Origin of the sequence: Streptomyces camelliae, from assembly GCF_027625935.1 — a bacterium.
Lineage (GTDB): Bacteria > Actinomycetota > Actinomycetes > Streptomycetales > Streptomycetaceae > Streptomyces > Streptomyces camelliae.
The window spans coordinates 3,846,012-3,865,924 of sequence record NZ_CP115300.1; the positions used below are offsets into that span (position 1 = coordinate 3,846,012).

19 protein-coding genes are annotated in these 19,913 nt (G+C 71.4%); 7 read left to right on the forward strand and 12 right to left on the reverse strand.

Going from position 1 to position 19,913, the window contains the following annotated elements; genetic code table 11:
* Positions 1–51 precede the first annotated feature (51 nt).
* Genes O1G22_RS17430 through O1G22_RS17475 form a run of 10 tightly spaced genes read right to left on the reverse strand, consistent with a single transcriptional unit; the run spans position 52 to position 10,342 of the window.
* Positions 52–1,569, reverse strand: a complete 1,518-nt coding sequence (locus O1G22_RS17430; RefSeq protein ID WP_270082181.1) for an NADH-quinone oxidoreductase subunit N — start codon at positions 1,567–1,569, stop codon at positions 52–54.
* Positions 1,566–3,140, reverse strand: coding sequence for an NADH-quinone oxidoreductase subunit M (locus O1G22_RS17435; protein ID WP_270082182.1), 1,575 nt, complete (start codon positions 3,138–3,140; stop codon positions 1,566–1,568). Before O1G22_RS17435 ends, O1G22_RS17430 begins: the two co-directional genes overlap by 4 nt.
* 6 nt (positions 3,141–3,146) lie before the next feature.
* A complete protein-coding gene (locus O1G22_RS17440; RefSeq protein ID WP_270082183.1) occupies positions 3,147–5,141 on the reverse strand; it encodes an NADH-quinone oxidoreductase subunit 5 family protein in 1,995 nt (664 codons plus the stop codon).
* Positions 5,138–5,527 carry an NADH-quinone oxidoreductase subunit NuoK gene (gene nuoK / locus O1G22_RS17445; protein ID WP_270082184.1) on the reverse strand — a complete coding sequence of 130 codons (390 nt, stop codon included), beginning with the start codon at positions 5,525–5,527 and terminating at the stop codon, positions 5,138–5,140. The genes O1G22_RS17440 and nuoK overlap by 4 nt, the downstream gene beginning before the upstream one ends.
* Positions 5,527–6,165, reverse strand: a complete 639-nt coding sequence (locus O1G22_RS17450; RefSeq protein WP_270086445.1) for an NADH-quinone oxidoreductase subunit J family protein — start codon at positions 6,163–6,165, stop codon at positions 5,527–5,529. The genes nuoK and O1G22_RS17450 overlap by 1 nt, the downstream gene beginning before the upstream one ends.
* A 14-nt stretch (positions 6,166–6,179) precedes the next feature.
* Positions 6,180–6,731, reverse strand: a complete 552-nt coding sequence (locus O1G22_RS17455) for a NuoI/complex I 23 kDa subunit family protein (RefSeq protein ID WP_270082185.1) — start codon at positions 6,729–6,731, stop codon at positions 6,180–6,182.
* A 2-nt stretch (positions 6,732–6,733) separates the two neighbouring features.
* Positions 6,734–7,702 carry a complex I subunit 1/NuoH family protein gene (locus O1G22_RS17460; RefSeq protein WP_270082186.1) on the reverse strand — a complete coding sequence of 323 codons (969 nt, stop codon included), beginning with the start codon at positions 7,700–7,702 and terminating at the stop codon, positions 6,734–6,736.
* Entirely contained in the window at positions 7,699–9,339 is a 1,641-nt protein-coding gene (locus O1G22_RS17465) for an NADH-quinone oxidoreductase subunit C (RefSeq protein WP_270082187.1), read from the reverse strand. Before O1G22_RS17465 ends, O1G22_RS17460 begins: the two co-directional genes overlap by 4 nt.
* Positions 9,336–9,932 carry an NADH-quinone oxidoreductase subunit B gene (locus O1G22_RS17470; RefSeq protein WP_270082188.1) on the reverse strand — a complete coding sequence of 199 codons (597 nt, stop codon included), beginning with the start codon at positions 9,930–9,932 and terminating at the stop codon, positions 9,336–9,338. Before O1G22_RS17470 ends, O1G22_RS17465 begins: the two co-directional genes overlap by 4 nt.
* Entirely contained in the window at positions 9,923–10,342 is a 420-nt protein-coding gene (locus O1G22_RS17475; protein WP_067040487.1) for an NADH-quinone oxidoreductase subunit A, read from the reverse strand. The genes O1G22_RS17470 and O1G22_RS17475 overlap by 10 nt, the downstream gene beginning before the upstream one ends.
* A 264-nt stretch (positions 10,343–10,606) precedes the next feature.
* Here O1G22_RS17475 and O1G22_RS17480 point away from each other — a divergent pair, with 264 nt between their 5' ends.
* Entirely contained in the window at positions 10,607–11,788 is a 1,182-nt protein-coding gene (locus tag O1G22_RS17480; RefSeq protein WP_270082189.1) for a sensor histidine kinase, read from the forward strand.
* 74 nt (positions 11,789–11,862) lie between these two features.
* On the opposite strand, the gene O1G22_RS44885 is transcribed toward O1G22_RS17480, so the two are convergent.
* Positions 11,863–12,042, reverse strand: coding sequence for a hypothetical protein (locus tag O1G22_RS44885; RefSeq protein ID WP_428986371.1), 180 nt, complete (start codon positions 12,040–12,042; stop codon positions 11,863–11,865).
* On the opposite strand from O1G22_RS44885, the gene O1G22_RS17485 reads away from it, so the two are divergent.
* The 4 genes from O1G22_RS17485 (at position 12,035) to O1G22_RS17500 (ending at position 17,443) form a co-directional block, all read left to right on the forward strand.
* Positions 12,035–13,396: a sensor histidine kinase gene (locus O1G22_RS17485; RefSeq protein ID WP_270082190.1), complete on the forward strand. Its 1,362-nt coding sequence runs from the start codon at positions 12,035–12,037 to the stop codon at positions 13,394–13,396. The genes O1G22_RS44885 and O1G22_RS17485 overlap by 8 nt on opposite strands.
* 197 nt (positions 13,397–13,593) lie before the next feature.
* On the forward strand, positions 13,594–14,283 hold the full coding sequence (locus O1G22_RS17490) for a response regulator transcription factor (RefSeq protein WP_263636806.1): 690 nt from the start codon (positions 13,594–13,596) through the stop codon (positions 14,281–14,283).
* 177 nt (positions 14,284–14,460) lie between these two features.
* Positions 14,461–16,389, forward strand: coding sequence for a 2-oxoacid:acceptor oxidoreductase subunit alpha (locus O1G22_RS17495; protein WP_270082191.1), 1,929 nt, complete (start codon positions 14,461–14,463; stop codon positions 16,387–16,389).
* The gene (locus O1G22_RS17500; RefSeq protein ID WP_270082192.1) at positions 16,382–17,443 is read left to right on the forward strand and encodes a 2-oxoacid:ferredoxin oxidoreductase subunit beta; all 1,062 of its coding nucleotides are present in this window, start codon (positions 16,382–16,384) and stop codon (positions 17,441–17,443) included. Before O1G22_RS17495 ends, O1G22_RS17500 begins: the two co-directional genes overlap by 8 nt.
* 16 nt (positions 17,444–17,459) lie before the next feature.
* On the opposite strand, the gene O1G22_RS17505 is transcribed toward O1G22_RS17500, so the two are convergent.
* On the reverse strand, positions 17,460–17,870 hold the full coding sequence (locus tag O1G22_RS17505) for a winged helix-turn-helix transcriptional regulator (protein WP_270082193.1): 411 nt from the start codon (positions 17,868–17,870) through the stop codon (positions 17,460–17,462).
* Positions 17,871–17,963: 93 nt separating this feature from the next.
* On the opposite strand from O1G22_RS17505, the gene O1G22_RS17510 reads away from it, so the two are divergent.
* On the forward strand, positions 17,964–18,818 hold the full coding sequence (locus O1G22_RS17510) for an SDR family oxidoreductase (protein ID WP_270082194.1): 855 nt from the start codon (positions 17,964–17,966) through the stop codon (positions 18,816–18,818).
* 119 nt (positions 18,819–18,937) lie between these two features.
* Complete coding sequence (rarD, locus tag O1G22_RS17515) at positions 18,938–19,897, forward strand: EamA family transporter RarD (RefSeq protein ID WP_270082195.1); 960 nt, start codon at positions 18,938–18,940, stop codon at positions 19,895–19,897.
* The last annotated feature ends 16 nt before the right edge of the window (positions 19,898–19,913 follow it).

Genomic DNA, 19,913 nt, shown 5'->3' on the forward strand with positions numbered 1-19,913 from the left:
CCCGCCCCGCGCGCGTGGGGCACGGATGCGCCACGCGCGCGGGGCGGTGGGTCAGAACAGGCCGGTGGCGGCGAAACGGAGGACCAGCTGGGGTGCTCCGGACAGGGCGACGCCGAGGATCCCGGTGAGGGCGATGGCGGCCGTGAGCGGGGCCGGGACGCGGTGCCGGGCGGGCTCGCCCTCGGGGGCGCGGAACAGCAGCCCCGTCCACTGGAGGTAATAGAAGAGGGCGATCACGACGTTGACGGCCATGACGACGGCGAGCCAGCCGAGGCCCGCGTCGACGGCTGCGGAGAACACGGTGACCTTGGCGAACAGGCCGATGATGCCCGGCGGCAGCCCCGCCAGGCACAGCAGGAAGAACGCCAGGAGGAGCGCGGTGAGCGGGTTGGCGGCGTACAGGCCCCGGTAGTCGCTGATCCGGTTCAGGGCGCGGCTGCGGCCCACCAGGGCGGCCACCGCGAACGCGCCGAGATTCACGGCCGCGTACATCAACGCGTAGGCGACCGTGGAGCCGATCGCCTTCTGCGGGTTCCTGGCGTAGCCGGCGGCGGCGATCGGCACCAGGAGGTAGCCGGCCTGGCCGACGGAGGACCAGGCGAGCAGTCGGACGGCGCTGTACGCGCGCGTGGCCTGCTGGCGCAGGGCGCCGACGTTGCCGACGGTCATGGTGAGGGCGGCCAGGGCGGCGAGCGCGGGCCCCCAGACGTCGGCGTACGACGGGAACGCGACGACGGTGACGAGGATCAGGCCGGAGAAGCCGACGGCCTTGCCGACGACCGACAGGTAGGCGGCGACGGGCAGCGGTGCACCCACGTAGGTGTCGGGCACCCAGAAGTGGAAGGGCACGGCGGCCGTCTTGAAGGCGAAGCCGACGAGGGTGAGGACGACGCCGGTCTGGGCGAGGGTGTGCAGCTGTCCGTCGACGTGCGTCAGGCCCTGGGCGACCTGGGTGAGGTAGAGCGTGCCGGTGGAGGCGTAGACGAAGCTGACGCCCATCAGGCTGACCGCGGTGGCCGTGACCGAGGACAGGAAGAACTTCAGTGCCGCCTCGGAGGAACGCTTTTCGCCGTGCCGGATGCCGACGAGGGCGAAGGCCGGCAGGGAGGCGACCTCCAGGGCGACGATCAGGGTGGCCAGGTCGCGGGAGGCGGGCAGCAGGGCGGCGCCGGCCGCGGAGGACAGCAGCAGGAACCAGAACTCCCCCGCCGGGACGCGCCGCTCGTCGTCCTTGAGGTTCGTGACGGACAGCAGGGCCGTGAGCAGAGCGCCACCGAGGACGAGGAACTGGATGACGAGCGTGAAGTGGTCGGCGGTGTAACTGCACGCGCGCGTGGCGCGGTTCACGCAGAAGGTGCTGCGGTCGCCGTCCAGGAGCGGCAGCAGCATCACCGCGGCCGCGCCCAGTCCGGCGACCGAGATCCAGCCGAGGACGGGCTTGCGGGTCTCGGGCAGGAACAGGTCGGCGACCAGCACCACCAGCGCGACGGCGGCGGCGATGGTCGGCGGGGCGACGGCGAGCCAGTCGACGGACTGGACCAACGACTCGGCGAGGGGCTGGGCGCTCATCGGGTGCCTCCTGCGAGGAGCTGGTGCACGGCCGGGTCGGTGAGGCCGAGCAGCGCCCTCGGCCACAGTCCGGCGCCGACGGTGAGGACGACGAGCGGGGTCCAGGCGGCGAACTCGTAGCCGTGGACGTCCGCGAGCTTCGGGACCTCCTGCTCCACGCCGCCCATGCAGACGCGGCGGACCACGATCAGCATGTACGCGGCGGTCAGCAGGGTGCCGAACGCGCCGATCGCCATGAAGGTGAGGAACGCGGGCCGGCTGAGGTCGGCGGCGGGCTTGAACGCGCCGAACAGGGCCAGCATCTCCCCCCAGAACCCGGCGAGTCCGGGCAGGCCGAGGGAGGCGACGGCGCCGAAGGCGAGCAGGCCACCGAGGCGTGGGGCCTTGCCGTAGAGCGCGGCTCCGGTCTCCTTGGCAAGGGAGTCGAGGTCGGTCGTGCCCGTACGGTCCTTCAGCGCGCCGACCAGGAAGAACAGCAGGCCGGTGATGAGGCCGTGGGCGATGTTGGCGAACAGGGCGCCGTTGACGCCGGTCGGGGTCATGGTGGCGATGCCCAGCAGGACGAAGCCCATGTGGCCGACGGAGGAGTAGGCGATCAGGCGCTTGAGGTCGCCCTTGGCGCCCTGCTTGGCCAGAGCCAGGCAGGCCAGGGACCCGTAGATGATCCCGACGACGGCGAACGCGGCGAGGTACGGCGCGAAGGTGTGGAAGCCGTGCGGCGCGATCGGCAGCAGGATCCGGACAAATCCGTACGTACCCATCTTCAGCAGGACACCGGCCAGCAGGACCGATCCGACGGTCGGGGCGGCGGTGTGGGCGTCGGGCAGCCAGCTGTGCAGCGGCCACATCGGCGCCTTGACCGCGAGCCCGATCCCGATCGCCAGAACGGCGATGACCTGCACGGATGCGGTCAGTGACCGGCCGTTGTCAGTGGCGAGTGCCACCATGTCGAATGTGCCCGCCTTGATTCCGATCAGGAGCAGGCCGAGCAGCATGACGACGGAGCCGAGCAGCGTGAACAGGATGAACTTCCACGCGGCCCGGGCCCGGCCCTCGCCGCCCCAGCGGGCGATGAGGAAGTACATCGGGATGAGCACCATCTCGAACGCGAGGAAGAACAGCAGCAGGTCGAGAACGGCGAAGGTCGCGAGGGTGCCGGACTCCAGCAGGAGCAGCAACGCGACGAACGCCCTGGGGGACCCGCCGGCGGGCGGCTTGAAGTAGGAGTACAACGCGCAGAGGAAGGTCAGCAGCGCGGTCAGGACCAGAAGGGGGAGGGAAATGCCGTCGATGCCGAGGTGGATCCGCACGTCGAGTGCGGGGATCCAGCTGATGTCGGTCGTGGCCTGCATCGTCGACGGGTGGTCGTGGTCGAAGCCGAGCGCCAGGACGATCGCGGCGACGAGGATCGCGCCGGTCACGGTGACGCCGTGGCGGAGCACGGCCTGCTCGGGTGACTTCCCCTTCAGCCCGGGCGGGGCCGGCAGGAGAGCGGCGGCGGCGCCGATGAGCGGGCCTACGACGACGAATGCCAGAAGGAACTGCATCACGGACTCGTTGATATCGATCACGCCTGCTCACGCTCCCGTGGCGACGAGGACGACGACGACCGCCAGGACGACGGTGCCGGCGAGCAGCGCGCTCACATAGGTCTGCACATTGCCGGTCTGCGCCCGCCGTACGCCGGCCCCGAGCAGCCGGGGCAGGGCGGCCGCGCCGCGTACGTAGGTGTCGACGACCTCGCGGTCGAGGAACCGGACGAGACTCGCTCCGGCCTGGACCGGGCGGACGAACAGCGCCGAGTACACGGCGTCCAGGTGGAAGCCGGCGGCCGCGTGCCGGTACAGCGGGCCGAGCAGCAGCCGCCCGGGGTCCGCCGGGTCGGGCGCGGCGGCCATGTCGCCGTACGTCGGCTCGTGGCTGGCGATGGTCTCGGCCTCGACCAGTCCGGCGTAGGTCTCGGGGTGAGCGGCGACGGCGCCCATCGGGACCCGGGCGGCGAGTGCGCTGGTGCGCTGCCAGGCGCCGTAGGTGAGCAGTCCGCCGACCAGGGCGAGGCCCGTGCCGAGGACGGAGGTGAGGAGCGTCGGGGTCAGGTCGCGGCCGTCGAACCAGCCGGGCAGCGCGCGGTAGGCGAGCCCGCCGAAGGCCAGGGAGGGCACGGCCAGCACCCACAGCACCGCGTTCATCGTCAGCGGCTGGCGGCCGTGATCGGGGGCCTCGGCGCCCTGGCCGCGGAAGGCCAGCAGCCACAGGCGGGTCGCGTAGGAGGCGGTGAGCAGGGCGGTGAGCAGACCGGCGACGAGGACGGTCCAGCCGGCCGCTGCGGGGGCGTGGTCGGTGTTCCCAATGGCGACGTGCTCAGCGGCGCCGAGGACGGACTCCTTGGAGAAGAAGCCGCTGAACGGCGGGATCGCGGCGAGCGCGAGCAGCGCCACGGTCATCGTCCAGTAGGCGTCCGGGACGCGGTCGCGCAGGCCGCGCATGCGGGACATGGCGGCCAGCGAGTTGGTGCCGGCGGCATGGATGATCACGCCGGCCGCGAGGAACAGCAGCGCCTTGAAGGCGCCGTGGGACAGGAGGTGGAAGACGGCGGCACCGCGGTCGCCGACGGCGAGGGCGCCGGTCATGTAGCCGAGCTGGCCGATGGTCGAGTAGGCGAGGACGCGCTTGATGTCGTCCTGGGCGAGTGCGGCGAGTGCCGAGCCGGCCATCGTCACGGCGGCCATGACGGCGAGGACGACCATCGTGGCCCGGGAGGCCTCGAAGACGGGGAGGAGACGGGCGATGAAGTAGACACCGGCGGCGACCATCGTCGCGGCGTGGATCAGCGCCGAGACGGGCGTGGGGCCCGCCATCGCGTCCGGGAGCCAGGTGTGCAGCGGGAACTGCGCCGACTTGCCGGCCACGCCCGCGAGGAGCAGCAGGGCGATCACGGTCGGGTGGTGGAGGCCGCCGCTCGTGACCGCGCCGAGGATCCGGGTGATGCGGAACGACCCGGCGTCGGTGCCGAGGGCGAACAGGCCGATGAGGAACGGCACGTCACCGAGCTTGGTGACCAGGAAGGCCTTCAGGGAGGCGGCGCGGGCCTCGGGGGTCTCCCAGTAGTGGCCGACCAGGAAGTACGAGCAGATGCCCATGACCTCCCAGCCGACCAGCAGCACGATCAGGTCGCCTGAGTAGACGACCAGGAGCATCGCGGAGGTGAACAGGGAGACGAGAGCGGCGTAGGAGGGGTAGCGCGGGTCGTCGCGCAGGTAGCCGGTCGAGTAGATCTGCACGCACGAGGCGACGAACGCGACCAGGATCGCCACCAGCGCGGCGAAGCCGTCGACGTGCAGGGCCAGCTCGATCGGGACCGAGCCGGTGGGAGTCAGCTCCGTGTTGGCGTCGATCGCCCGGCCGCCACCCTGGTCGGCGGCGACCAACGCGGCCAGCACGAGGGAGGCCAGTGGCGGCAGCACGGCGAGCGGTCGGACGAAGCCGGGGGCGGTACGGCCGAGCAGCAGGCCCGCGGCGGCCCCCAGGAACGGCAGGAGGGGGACGAGGACGGCGAGGTGGGTCGTGGTCACGCGGTGGCCTCAGCCTTCTCAGCCGCGGAGGTGCCGGGGCCCTCGGTGCCGGGGCCACCGGTCCCGTGGCCCTCGGCGGTGTCGCGGAGCTTGTCGATGTCGGAGGTGCCGCGGTTGCGGTAGACGGCGAGCACGATCGCCAGGCCGATGCCGATCTCGGCGGCGGCGATGGCGATGGTGAACAGGGTCAGCGCCTGGCCGGAGTGCAGGGTCTCCTTCGCGGCCCGGCTGAGCCAGACGTCGAAGGCGACCAGGTTGAGGTTGACGGCGTTCAGCATCAGCTCGACCGACATCAGGACCAGGATCGCGTTGCGGCGGGCGAGGACGCCGTACAGGCCGGTGCAGAACAGGAGGGCGGAGAGCACGGCGGGATAGGCGAGGTGCATCAGCGGGCGCCTTCCTTCTCGTCCGGGTGAATTCCGGAATCCGTGACGGAAGGGGAACTCTCGGTGACCGCTCGGGAGTTCACAGGGGGAGGGCCCGACTCCGCCCTCGCCTTGCGGGACAGGACGATCGCGCCGACCAGGGCCGCGAGGAGAAGGACGGAGAGGGCCTCGAAGGGCAGGACCCAGGTGCGGAAGAGGCTCTCGCCGGTGACGCGGGTGGTGCCGGCTGCGGGGCCGGTCAGGTCGATCCACGTCGTCCGGAAGGCGTCGACGACCACCCACACCAGAGCCACGGCGGCAGCGGCCGCGACGGCGAGGGCGACCCAGCGGTTGCCGGAGTCGGCGTCCGGGGAGCGGCCGATCGGCGCCTTGGTGAGCATCAGACCGAACAGGAGGAGGACGACGACGGAACCGACGTAGATGAGGACCTGCACCCAGGCGATGAACTCGGCGGTGAGCAGCAGGTACTCGACGGCGAGGCCGCCGAGCGCCACCACCAGCCACAGGGCGGCGTGCACCAGCTGGCGGGTGGTGACCGTGATCAGGGCCGCGCCGAAGGTGACCAGGCCGACGAGCAGGAAGGCGATCTCGACGCCGGTCGGGGACAGAAAGCCGTGCCGGGCTGCCGCCAGGCTCATGGCCGCGGCGAGGCTCACGACTGGTCCTCCCCCGGTTCGGCCTGCGCGGCCGCCAGCTTCTCGGCGGTCTTGCGGGCGGCGGCGATCTCCTTCGGTTCCTCCGCGGCGGGGTCCAGGGCCGGCGGGGCCGGGACGGTCCACATCCACTCGCGGAGCTTGTCCCGCTCGTGGGTGAGGTCGCGGATGTCGGTCTCGGCGTACTCGAACTCCGGGGACCAGAACAGGGCGTCGAAAGGACAGACCTCGATGCAGATACCGCAGTACATGCACAGGGAGAAGTCGATCGCGAACCGGTCGAGGACGTTGCGGCTGCGCTCACGTCCGCCGGGGGCGGCGGGCGGGACGGTCTCCTTGTGGGAGTCGATGTAGATGCACCAGTCGGGGCACTCGCGGGCGCAGAGCATGCAGACCGTGCAGTTCTCCTCGAACAGGCCGATCACGCCGCGAGTGCGGGGCGGCAGCTCGGGCTGGGCGTCCGGGTACTGCTCGGTGACGTGCTTCCTCGTCATCGTGCGCAGGGTGACGGCCAGGCCCTTGGCCAGGCCACTGCCAGGAATGGGAGCCACGGTTAGGAGATCACCACCTTGACGATGCCGGTGAGGGCGATCTGGGCGAGAGAGAGGGGGACGAGGAGGGTCCAGGAGAGCTTCTGGAGCTGGTCCTCGCGCAGGCGGGGGTAGGTGACGCGGAGCCAGATGACGACGAAAGCGAGGATCGCGGTCTTCAGCAGGGTCCACAGCCAGCCCAGCCCGTCGGCGCCCCAGGGGCCGTGCCAGCCGCCCAGGAAGAGGACGGTGGTCAGACCGCACAGAACGACGATGCCGGCGTACTCGGCGAGGAGGAAGAGTGCGAAACGCAGGCCCGTGTACTCGGTGTACGCGCCGAAGATGATCTCCGAGTCGGCGACGGGCATGTCGAAGGGAGGGCGTTGCAGCTCGGCGAGACCGGCGACGAAGAAGACGAGCGCGCCGACGATCTGCCAGGGCACCCACCACCAGTGGAAGGCGTGCAGGATGCCGGGCAGGGAGACCGTGCCCGCGGCCATCGCGACCGAGGCGGCTGCGAGCAGCATGGGCAGTTCGTAGGCGAGCAGCTGGGCGGCCGTGCGCAGGCCGCCGAGCAGGGAGAACTTGTTCGCACTGGCCCAGCCCGCCATCAGCGAGCCGAGCACGCCGACGCCCATCACCGCGAGCACGAAGAAGACGCCCGCGTCGAGGACCTGGCCGACGGCACCCTTGCTCGGGCCGATCGGGATGGCGAGCAGGACGAGGAGATACGGCAGCAGGGCGACGGCGGGGGCGAGCTGGAAGACACGGCGGTCGGCGCCCGCCGGGACCACGTCCTCCTTCTGCGCAAACTTCACGCCGTCCGCGATGAGCTGGGCCCAGCCGTGGAAGCCGCCCGCGTACATCGGGCCGAGGCGGCCCTGCATGTGGGCCATCACCTTGTGCTCGGTCTGACCGACGATCAGAGGGAAGGTGAGGAAGACGACGAACACGACGAGGAGTCGCAGGGCGACGTCCAGCGCGTCGTTCACTGCGGGCCTCCTGTGGTGTCGTCGCGGGTACCGTCCGTGGCGCCGTCGGTGGCGCCATTGGGGGTTCCGGAATTGGGCGGTTCGTTGTCCGGGGCGGACGTTTCGGTGCCCGGGGTGGGCGGTTCGGTGCCTGGGGTGGGCGGTTCGTCTTCGGCGGGCTGTGCGGATGACCCGCCCTGCGGTTCGGACCGCTCGGGTTCGGACCGCTCGCGCTGCGGCGCGGGCTCAGGCACCGACTCCGGCTCAGGTGCCGGCTCGGGCTCAGGCGCCAACTTCCGCTCCGGCGCCGGCTCGGGCTCAGGCGCCGACTCCGGCTCAGGTGCCGGCTCGGGCTCAGGCGCCGACTTCCGCTCAGGCGCCGGCTCGGGCTCAGGCGCCGACTCCGGCTCCGGCTCTGCCGCAGGCTTCGGCGTCGGCTCGTCGAAGGCTGGGCGGGCGTGGTGCCAGGGGGCGTCCGAGCTGCGCGGGGCCGTGCCACGGCGGGTGGGGCGGGCCGGACCCTGCGGTTCCGTCGGTTCGGCAGGTGCCAGGGGCTGCTCCGGCTCCGGCGTCTGCGTCGGCTCCTCGGCCTCGGCTCGTTGTGAGGCCGAGCCCTCCGAGGCGCTGCGCGAGCGGCGCGGGCGGCCCGGTGTCGAAGCGGGCCCGGCTGCCGCTGCCCCGGAAGCCCCCGCTGCCCCGGCAGCCCCGGCAGCCCCGGCAGCAGCCACACCCTCCGTTGACTGGCCCGCGGCCTGGCCGGACTCGCCCTCGGCCGCAGGTCGTGCCGCCGCCGTCTGGCTCACCGAACCCTGGCTCGCGCTTCGCATCCGGCGCGGCCGGGCACCCGCGGCGGGACCGGCACCAGCGGCGGGACCAGTACCCGGAGCCCCCGCGGGGGTCTCCCCGGGCACACCGGGCGCACCAGCCGTCGGCGTCGTCTGGCTCGCTGAGCCCTCCGCTGCCGTACGGGCGCGCCGTACCGGACGCTCCCCGGCGGCACCCGCACCGGCACCCGTACCGGCACCCGCACGCGCGCGTGCCGGGCGTTCGGCGGCCGTGCCTCGGGCCGGGCGGGCCGGGGCCGGGGGGAGCTGGCCCTTCAGGGGGCCCCACTCGTTGGGGTCGGGGACGCCCGGGGGGAGCATCTGGCGGCGCTTCGGGCCGCCGTGTTCCGACTCCCCGGGTTCCTTCGCGCCGGGCCAGGCCTTGGCCACGCGGGCGGCGAGGACGAAGTCCTTGCGGAGGGGGTGGCCCTCGAAGTTCTCGGGCAGCAACAGGTGCTCCAGCCCCGGGTGGCCCTCGAACGCGACGCCGAACATCTCGTGGGTCTCGCGCTCGTGCCAGGCGGCGCCCGCGTACACGCCGACGGCGGTGGGCAGGTGCGGCGCCTCGTGCGGGACCGTCGTACGGACGAGGAGACGGCGGACCGGGTGCAGGGCGACGACGTGGGCCGAGACACGGAAGCCCGTGCCCGGTTCGTCGACCGCGCTCAGCCAGTCGAAGTAGGTGCAGCCCAGGGTCGTACGGGCCGTCTCCAGGGCGGTGAGCCAGGCGGACGGCGGTACGTCCACGGTGAGGAGATCGTACGACTCCTCGGCCGTGGCGTCCGTACCGAAGAGGTCCTCGACCGGGGCGGGCAGCCAGCCGACGGTGCTCATCGGGCGTCTCCCTCCGCGGTGGGCACCGGGGGCTTCACCAGGTCGCTCGTGAGGGCGGCCGCCGACGGGCGGGAGTCGCCGTACCGCTCGCCGAGCGACTCGCGGGCGATCTTCTCCTGGAGCTTGAGGATGCCCTGGAGCAGCGCCTCGGGGCGGGGCGGGCAACCGGGGACGTAGACGTCCACGGGGATGATCTGGTCGACGCCCTTGGTGACGGAGTAGGAGTCCCAGTACGGGCCGCCGCAGTTGGAGCAGGCGCCGAAGGAGATGACGTACTTCGGCTCGGGCATCTGCTCGTACAGGCGCTTCACGGCCGGGGCCATCTTGTCCGTCACCGTGCCCGAGACGACCATCAGGTCGGCCTGGCGGGGGCCCGGCGCGAAAGGGATCACGCCGAGGCGGATGAAGTCGTGGCGGGCCATCGACGCGGCGATGAACTCGATCGCGCAGCAGGCGAGGCCGAAGTTGAAGACCCAGAGCGAGTAGCGGCGGCCCCAGTTCAGGATCACCTTCATCGGCTCGGGGGCCAGCCGGGCCAGCGCGCCCAGCCGCTTCGGCTCCGGGAGCGACACAGGAGTGGGGGTCACGTCCATGCCAGGACGCCCTTCTTGTATGCGTACAGCAGGCCCACGGCGAGGAAGCCGAGGAAGACGAACATCTCCACGAGCGTCGTCGCGCCGTAGCCGGGGGCGGCGAAGACCGTCGCCCAGGGGAACAGGAAGATCGAGTCGACCGCGAAGATCACGTACAGGAAGGCGTAGACGTAGTAGCGGACCTGGGTGTGGGCCCAGCCCTCGCCGACGGGGTCGACGCCGCACTCGTAGGTCAGCAGCTTCTCGGGGGTGGGGACCACGGGGCGCAGCAGGCGGCCCGCGCCGAAGGCGACCGCGACGAACAGCACGCCGATGAGGGCGAGCAGGCCCACGACCGAGTAGGACCGGAAGTAGCCGGCTGCGATGACGTTCGCCGCGGCGACCGTCGAGTCCCCCAACGTCTCCCGCACCGTCCGCGCCTCGCTCCCTGACCTCGTGACCTGAGTGACTTGTGTGACTGTGTGATCCCACGTGTTCGAGGATCCGTACGCATCGGAGTCTAGGCCCTGATAAAGCGCTGGTAAGCAGCCCGTCACGGGGTGAGACGGGTGGCGGCCGGCCCGGGCGTGGGCCGGGAGCGGGCCTGGGGTGCCCGGGGGTGGGGTTTTCCCCCGCGGGCGGAGGGCGGCGTACCGCATGGCGCCGGAGGTGCCACGCACGGCAGGCTGACCGGTATGACCGCTCCCAGCTCTGCCGTCGGCCTGGCCGATGACACCGACCGACTGCCTCCGCCCCGCCCGGCCTTCGACGTGCACACGTGGAAGGAGATCCTGCATCTCCTGCTGAACCTGCCGGTGACGGTGTTCGGCTTCGTCTACGCGATCACCGCGCTGTCCGTCGGCGGATCGCTCACGGTCACCGTGATCGGCCTGCCGCTGCTCGCGCTCGGCCTGCTGGGCTCCCGGCAGCTGGGCAAGCTGGAGCGGGCCCGCGCCCGGTGGCTGCTCGGGGTGCGGGTGGAGGAGCCGACCCCGCTGCCGTTCGCCAGAGGCGGGGGCCTGACGCAGCGGCTGTGGATGGCGCTGAAGGACCCGGTGGGCTGGCGCACGCTGCTGTACGACCTGATCCGGCTGCCCTGGGGCATCCTCACCTTCTGCACCACGCTGACCTCGCTGTTCGTGCTGTGGCCGGTGCTGCCGTATCTGGCCCGGGGGCTGGCGAACGTGGACCGGGCGATGGTCCGCGGGCTGCTGTCGCCCTCGGACGAGCTGGAGCGGCGTATCGCCGAGCTGGAGTCGGACCGGGGGGTCGTGGTCGACACGGCCGCCGCCGATCTGCGCCGGATCGAGCGGGATCTGCACGACGGGGCGCAGGCCCGGCTGGTGAACCTGGCCATGGGGCTCGGCCTGGCCAAGGAGAAGCTGCTGGAGGACCCCGACTCGGCGGCGGCGATGGTGGAGGAGGCGCACGGCGAGGTGAAGCTGGCCCTGCAGGAGCTGCGCGACCTCGCCCGGGGTATCCATCCGGCCGTGCTCACCGACCGGGGCCTGGACGCGGCCCTGTCCTCGGTGGCCACGCGCTGCACGGTGCCGGTGAAGGTCACCGTGGACCTGGCGGACCGCCCGGCGGCGGCGATCGAGGGCATCGCCTACTTCACGGTCTCCGAGCTGCTGCAGAACATCAGCAAACACAGCCGGGCCCGGTCCGCCTCGGTCGACGTGTGGCGCGCGGAGGACCGGCTGCTGATCCAGGTCCGCGACGACGGCCAGGGCGGTGCCCGGCTGGAGGGCGGCAGCGGGATGCGGGGGCTGGCGGAGCGGCTGGGCGCGGTGGACGGCCTGTTCGTCCTGGACTCCCCGGCCGGCGGCCCGACGGTGGTCACGGCGGAGCTGCCGTGGCGGGACCGCGCCGCATAGCCCCGTACGTGCTGCGGGGTGGGGAAAACCCCCGGGTCGAGACGCCGACGGACTCCATGGCCCGGGAACCCCGGTCACACGACCCTGGAGATACGGCGATCACGGCACGAGCCGCCGCCAAAACGACAGCGGCGACGGCGACGGCGACGGCGACGGACGGCGACAGCGACAGCGACAGCGACAGCGACAACAGCAGCGACAACGGCAGCGACAACGGCAGCGACAACGAGAACGGAACGAGATTCGATGGCCACGGGGTACGGAAGCGGGTACGGGCAGGGGTTCGGAAGCGGCTACGAGCGGGAGCAGGGGCGGCCCGCCGGAAGCGGCCACCGGCTGCCCGCCGGGCTGCGGGCGCCGTTCGAGGTGCGCACCTGGCGCGAGTTCGGGTACGTCCTGCTGAGCCTGCCGGTCTCGATCGTGCTGTTCACCTGGACGGTGACGACGGTGTCGCTGGGGGCGGGCCTGCTCGTGACCTTCCTCGGCGTCCCGGTGCTCGCGGCGGCGCTGGCCGGCTGTCGGGGCTTCGGCGCGCTGGAGCGTGCGCGGGCGCGCGGGCTGCTCGGCCTGGACGTGGCCGCGCCGGAGCCGCTCCGGGCGCGCAAGCCGGGCGCGCTGGCCTGGATGGGCGCGGTCCTCAAGAGCGGTGCCTCGTGGCGGAACATGCTGTACGCGCTGGTGCAGTTCCCCTGGGCGGTGTTCTCGTTCACGGTGACGGTGACCCTGTGGGCCATGGGCTGGTCGCTGCTGAGCTACCCGCTGTGGTTCTGGGTCTTCCCCGCCTACGCCGGCCAGGGCGGCCTTCAGCTGTACGGCGACGAGCACCACAGCGTGTACCTGGACAACCCCTTCGAGATCACCGTGACCGCGCTGGTCGGGCTGGTGTTCACGCTGGTCACACCGTGGATCGTCCGGGCCCTGACGACGGTGGACGGGCTGCTGGTACGAGGGCTGCTGGGGCCGTCGCCGCTGTCGGCGCGGGTGGTGGAGCTGGAGTCGGACCGGGGGGTCGTGGTCGACACGGCCGCCGCCGACCTGCGCCGCATCGAGCGGGATCTGCACGACGGGGCGCAGGCCCGGCTGGTGAACCTGGCCATGGACCTGGGGCTGGCGAAGGAGAAGCTCCGGGAGGATCCGCGGGCGGCGGCGCAGATGGTCGAGGAGGCGCACGGCGAGGTGAAGACGGCACTTCAGGAGCTGCGCGACCTCGCCCGGGGCATCCATCCGGCCGTGCTCACCGACCGGGGCCTGGACGCGGCCCTGTCCTCGGTCGCCTCCCGCTGCACGGTGCCGGTGACGGTCGAGGTCGATCTGCCGGGCCGCCCGGCGCCGGCGATCGAGGGCATCGCCTACTTCACGGTCTCCGAGCTGCTGCAGAACATCAGCAAGCACAGCCGGGCCCGGTCCGCCTCGGTCGACGTGTGGTGCGCGGAGGACCGGCTGCTGATCCAGGTGGCCGACGACGGGGTGGGCGGCGCGGACGTCTCCGGCGGCTCGGGCCTGGCCGGTCTCGCCGGACGTCTGGACGCGGTGGACGGCGTCCTCGTGGTGGACTCCCCCGAGGGCGGCCCGACCCGGGTGATCGCGGAACTGCCCTGGCGGGCCTGACGTAAACCCCCTTGAGACCCGAAACCCCCCTTGAGACCCGAAACCCCCTTGAGGCCCGACGCCACGCCCCCTGCACCCCCTCCCCCACCCATGAACTTCCCAGGTGGGGCGGCGAACCGGGACGATTGCTGGAATGCTTGTTCTCCGTATGCGACCGTCGTACAGATCATGTGGGCGAACGCCGTCGGAGAGCGGGCATGGGGGGCCAGGAGATCGTGAAGGACAGGGTGCGGGTGGTCATCGCCGAGGATTCAGTGCTGCTCAGAGAGGGCCTGACCCGGCTGCTGACCGACCGCGGGCACGATGTCGTGGCCGGTGTCGGGGACGCGGAGGCGCTGGTGAAGACCATCGCCGACCTCGACGCACAGGGGGCGCTGCCCGACGTGGTCGTGGCGGACGTACGGATGCCCCCGACCCACACCGACGAGGGTGTGCGCGCGGCCGTACGCCTGCGCAAGGCGTATCCGGGGCTCGGGGTGCTGGTGCTGTCGCAGTACGTGGAGGAGCGCTACGCCACCGAACTGCTTGCCGGTTCCAGCCGGGGCGTGGGCTATCTGCTCAAGGACCGGGTCGCCGAGGTGCGCGAGTTCGTGGACGCCGTGGTGCGGGTCGCCGAGGGCGGTACGGCGCTGGACCCGGAGGTGGTCGCGCAGCTGCTCGGCCGCAGCCGCAAGCAGGACGTGCTGACGGGACTGACCCCGCGCGAGCGCGAGGTGCTCGGACTGATGGCCGAGGGGCGTACGAATTCGGCCATCGCCCGGCAGCTGGTGGTCAGCGACGGCGCCGTGGAGAAGCACGTCAGCAACATTTTCCTGAAGCTCGGCCTGGCGCCGAGCGATGGTGACCACCGGCGGGTTCTGGCCGTTCTCACGTATCTGAATTCATGACCCGTGGAGAAGACCCGTGTAGAAGTCGATGAAGCAGCCAGCGCGACACGCCGTCTCGAATTGTCGTCCAATCCGTGGATGACCTCGGGAAGGCGACCCTGACCGACGTAGGGTTGATCTGGGATGGTTCGTGGGACGACCAACCCCGGACAGCCGCCTCGAAGGAGGTCCAGTTCAGTGACCAGCCAGGTCAGCAGCCAGGCGGAGCAGACCGACGGATCTGTCGTCGGAGAGCAGCGCCATCCGGGCGACGCGAAGGACGTACGGCGCCTGGACCGGGTGATCATCCGGTTCGCGGGGGACTCGGGTGACGGCATGCAGCTCACCGGTGACCGTTTCACCTCGGAGACCGCTTCCTTCGGCAACGACCTCTCCACCCTGCCGAACTTCCCCGCCGAGATCCGTGCCCCCGCCGGCACCCTGCCCGGTGTCTCGTCGTTCCAGCTCCACTTCGCGGACCACGACATCCTCACCCCGGGTGACGCGCCGAACGTGCTCGTCGCGATGAACCCGGCCGCCCTGAAGGCGAACATCGGCGACCTGCCGCGCGGCGCCGAGATCATCGTCAACACGGACGAGTTCACCAAGCGCGCCCTGCAGAAGGTCGGCTACGACGCCTCCCCGCTGGAGGACGGCTCGCTGGACGGCTACAACCTGCATCCGGTGCCGCTGACCACGCTCACGGTGGAGGCGCTGAAGGAGTTCGACCTCTCCCGCAAGGAGGCCGAACGCAGCAAGAACATGTTCGCGCTGGGCCTTCTGAGCTGGATGTACCACCGGCCGACCGAAGGCACCGAGAAGTTCCTGAAGTCGAAGTTCGCGAAGAAGCCGGAGATCATGGCGGCGAACATCGCCGCGTTCCGGGCGGGCTGGAACTTCGGCGAGACGACGGAGGACTTCGCGGTCTCCTACGAGGTCGCCCCGGCCGCCAAGGCCTTCCCCGTCGGCACCTACCGGAACATCTCCGGCAACCTCGCCCTCGCCTACGGCCTGATCGCGGCCTCGCGGCAGGCGGATCTGCCGCTGTTCCTGGGCTCGTACCCGATCACGCCGGCCTCGGACATCCTGCACGAGCTGAGCAAGCACAAGAACTTCGGCGTGCGCACGTTCCAGGCCGAGGACGAGATCGCGGGCATCGGCGCGGCGCTCGGCGCGGCCTTCGGCGGCTCGCTGGCGGTGACGACGACGTCCGGCCCCGGTGTGGCGCTCAAGAGCGAGACGATCGGCCTGGCCGTCTCTCTGGAGCTGCCGCTGCTGGTGGTCGACATCCAGCGCGGTGGCCCGTCCACGGGTCTGCCGACCAAGACCGAGCAGGCCGACCTGCTGCAGGCGATGTTCGGCCGCAACGGCGAGGCGCCGGTCCCGATCGTGGCGCCGAAGACCCCGGCCGACTGCTTCGACGCGGCCCTGGAGGCGGCCCGGATCGCGCTGACGTACCGCACCCCGGTGATGCTGCTCTCCGACGGCTACCTGGCCAACGGCTCGGAGCCCTGGCGGATCCCGGACCTGGAGGAACTGCCGGACCTGACCGTCCAGTTCGCCTCCGGCCCGAACCACACCCTGGAGGACGGCACCGAGGTCTTCTGGCCGTACAAGCGGGACCCGCAGACCCTCGCCCGGCCGTGGGCGCTCCCGGGCACGCCGGGTCTGGAGCACCGCATCGGCGGCATCGAGAAGCAGGACGGCACCGGCAACATCTCCTACGACCCGGCCAACCACGACTTCATGGTCCGCACCCGGCAGGCCAAGATCGACGGCATCGAGGTCCCGGACATCGAGGCCGACGACCCGGACGGCGCGCGCACGCTGGTACTGGGCTGGGGCTCGACGTACGGACCGATCACGGCGGCGGTACGGCGGCTGCGCCGGGCCGGCGAGTCGATCGCACAGGCCCACCTGCGCCACATCAACCCCTTCCCGCGCAACCTGGGTGCCGTGCTGAAGCGGTACGACAAGGTCGTGATCCCCGAGATGAACCTCGGACAGCTCGCCACCCTGATCCGGGCGAAGTACCTGGTCGACGCCCACTCCTACAACCAGGTCAACGGCATGCCGTTCAAGGCGGAACAGCTCGCCACCGCGCTGAAGGAGGCCATCCATGACTGACGCCGGCAACGGGCTGCTCCAGCTGGTCCCCAAGGCCGAGGCCAAGCAGTCGATGAAGGACTTCAAGTCGGACCAGGAGGTGCGCTGGTGCCCGGGCTGCGGTGACTACGCGATCCTGGCCGCCGTGCAGGGGTTCATGCCGGAGCTGGGGCTGGCGAAGGAGAACATCGTCTTCGTCTCCGGCATCGGCTGCTCCTCCCGCTTCCCGTACTACATGAACACCTACGGGATGCACTCCATCCACGGCCGCGCCCCGGCGATCGCGACCGGCCTGGCCACCAGCAGGCGGGATCTGTCGGTGTGGGTGGTCACCGGTGACGGCGACGCGCTGTCCATCGGCGGCAACCATCTGATCCACGCTCTGCGGCGCAACGTCAACCTGAAGATCCTGCTGTTCAACAACCGGATCTACGGCCTGACGAAGGGCCAGTACTCGCCCACCTCCGAGGTCGGCAAGATCACCAAGTCGACCCCGATGGGCTCGCTGGACGCCCCCTTCAACCCGGTGTCCCTCGCGATCGGCGCGGAGGCGTCCTTCGTGGCGCGCACGATCGACTCCGACCGCAAGCATCTGACCGAGGTGCTGCGCCAGGCGTCCGACCATCCGGGCACGGCCCTGATCGAGATCTACCAGAACTGCAACATCTTCAACGACGGTGCCTTCGACGCCCTGAAGGACCGGCAGCGGTCCGAGGAGGCGCTGATCCGGCTGGAGCACGGGCAGCCGATCCGCTTCGGTGCCGACGGGGCGCGCGGTGTCGTGCGCAACCGGGCCACCGGTGATCTGGAGGTGGTCACGGTGACGGCGGACAACGAGGCGGACATCCTGGTCCATGACGCCCGCGCCGCGTCCCCGACCACCGCCTTCGCGCTCTCCCGGCTCGCCGACCCCGACACTCTGCACCACACCCCCATCGGGGTCTTCCGCAGCGTCGAACGGCCGGTCTACGACACGGCGATGGCCGACCAGCTGGACACCGCGATCGAGCAGAAGGGCAAGGGCGACCTGGCCGCGCTGCTTGCGGGCGGCGACACCTGGACGGTCGTCGGCTGACCCTCTCTTCGCTCCGCTACGAGGCCCGGGACTGGATCTCCCGGGCCTCGTCGTATGCCTGGCGCCTCTCGTCGTAGGCCTGGCGGGCGCCGAGCACATCGGCCATGCGCTGCTCGGTCCACTGCGCCAGCGCCCGCACCTGCTCCGCCGCCTCGCGCCCGAGCTCGGTCAGGGAGTAGTCGACGCGTGGCGGGATGACCGGCTTGGCGTCCCGGTGGACCAGGCCGTCGCGCTCCAGGGTCTGAAGGGTCTGGGTGAGCATCTTCTCGCTGACCCGCCCGATCGCCCGGCGCAGTTCGCTGAAGCGGTACGGGCGGTCGAGAAGCTGGATCAGCACCAGCACGCCCCAGCGACTCGTGACGTGCTCCAGGACCAGGCGCTGGGGGCACATGGCCTCGCCGTCGCCCTTCCACTCACTTACCGGCATGCCCGTACCTTACTTCAAAGTGGGTACTTTCCTGGAGTTAGCGCACCTCATATGGTTAGCGGCAGAACGCACCTCAGAAGGAGATGGCACACCATGAGCATCGTCGTCACCGGAGCCACCGGACACCTCGGCACGCACGTGATCGAGGGCCTGCTGGAGAAGGTCCCGGCCGAGCAGATCACCGCGGTCGTCCGCGACGAGGCGAAGGCCGCGCCGCTGGCGGCGCGCGGGGTCCAGCTGGCCGTCGCCGACTACGACACCCCGGAGTCCTTCGACGGCGTGTTCTCCGCCGGCGACAAGGTGCTGCTGATCTCCGGCAGCGAGATCGGCAAGGACCGTGTGGCCCAGCACAAGGTCGTCATCGAGGCGGCCAAGGCGGCCGGGGTGGCGCTTCTCGCCTACACCAGCGCGCCGGGCGCCCTGACGGCCGCGCTCGCCGACGACCACCGCGGCACCGAGCAGGCGCTCCTCGCCTCCGGCCTGCCGTACGTGCTGCTGCGCAACGGCTGGTACAACGAGGTCTTCGCCGAGAACCTGGGTCCGGTCCTGGCGCACGACGCCGTCACCCACGCCGCCGGCGAGGGCCGGGTCTCCTCCGCCGCCCGCGCCGACTACGCGGCCGCCGCGGTCGCCGTCCTGACCGGCGAGGGGCACGAGAACACGACGTACGAGCTCGGCGGCGACGTCGCCTGGAGCTACGCGGAGTACGCGGCCGAGCTGAGCCGGCAGACCGGCCGGACCATCGCCGTCAACCCGGTCTCCGTCGACGCCTACGCGGACATCCTCACCGGCGCCGGGCTGCCCGAGCCGCTCGCGCGGATCCTCGCCGGTGTCGACGCCTCCATCGAAAAGGGCGAGCTCGTCGTCACCAGCGGTGACCTCACCCGCCTGATCGGCCGCCAGAGCACGCCGATCGCCGAGTCGATCGCCGCCGCGCTGACGAGCTGACCCGCACGGCCCGCCCCACCCCGGCCGTCATGACCGTATGCCAATACGCGCATGACAGCCGGGGGTGCCTGGGGCTACCTTCTTTCTCGCGCGCGTGTCACGAGCAAGAAGGAGGGGCCGTGAGCGGGACGACCGACAGCTCCGGGAACCAGGACCGGGCAGGCCTGCTGAACGGCTTCGCCGCCTATGGCATGTGGGGGCTGGTCCCTCTGTTCTGGCCGCTGCTGAAGCCCGCCGGGGCGGTGGAGATCCTCGCCCACCGCATGGTCTGGTCCCTGGTCGTCGTCGCCGCCGCGCTGCTCTTCGTACGGCGCTGGGCCTGGGCGGGCGAGCTGCTGCGGCAGCCGCGCCGGCTCGCGCTCGTCGCCGTGGCCGCCGCCGTCATCACTGTGAACTGGGGCGTCTACATCTGGGCCGTGAACTCCGGCCATGTGGTCGAGTCCTCGCTCGGGTACTTCATCAACCCGCTGGTGACCATCGCGATGGGCGTGCTGCTGCTGAAGGAGCGGCTGCGGCCCGTGCAGTGGGCGGCGGTCGCGACCGGTTTCGCCGCCGTCGTCGTCCTGACCGTCGGCTACGGCCGCCCGCCGTGGATCTCGCTCACCCTCGCCCTCTCCTTCGCCACCTACGGCCTGGTGAAGAAGAAGGTCGGCCTCGGCGGCATCGAGTCGCTGGCCGCCGAGACCGCGATCCAGTTCCTGCCCGCGCTCGCCTATCTGCTGTGGCTCGTCGCGCACGGCAGGTCCAGCTTCGTGAACGACGGGACCGGACACGCCGCCCTGCTCGCCTGCACCGGCCTGGTCACCGCGCTCCCCCTGGTCTGCTTCGGCGCGGCGGCGATCCGCGTACCGCTGTCCACGCTGGGCCTGCTGCAGTACCTCGCCCCCGTCTTCCAGTTCCTGCTCGGCGTCCTGTACTTCCACGAGGCCATGCCGGTGGAGCGCTGGGCCGGGTTCGCACTGGTCTGGCTGGCGCTGATCCTACTCACGGGCGACGCACTGCGCACGGCACGGCGGACGCGGGAATCGGTGATCGTGGCGCGTGGAGGGAAGGCGGAGTCCGCGGCGGTGGAGGCCTGACGGACTGTTCACGCGG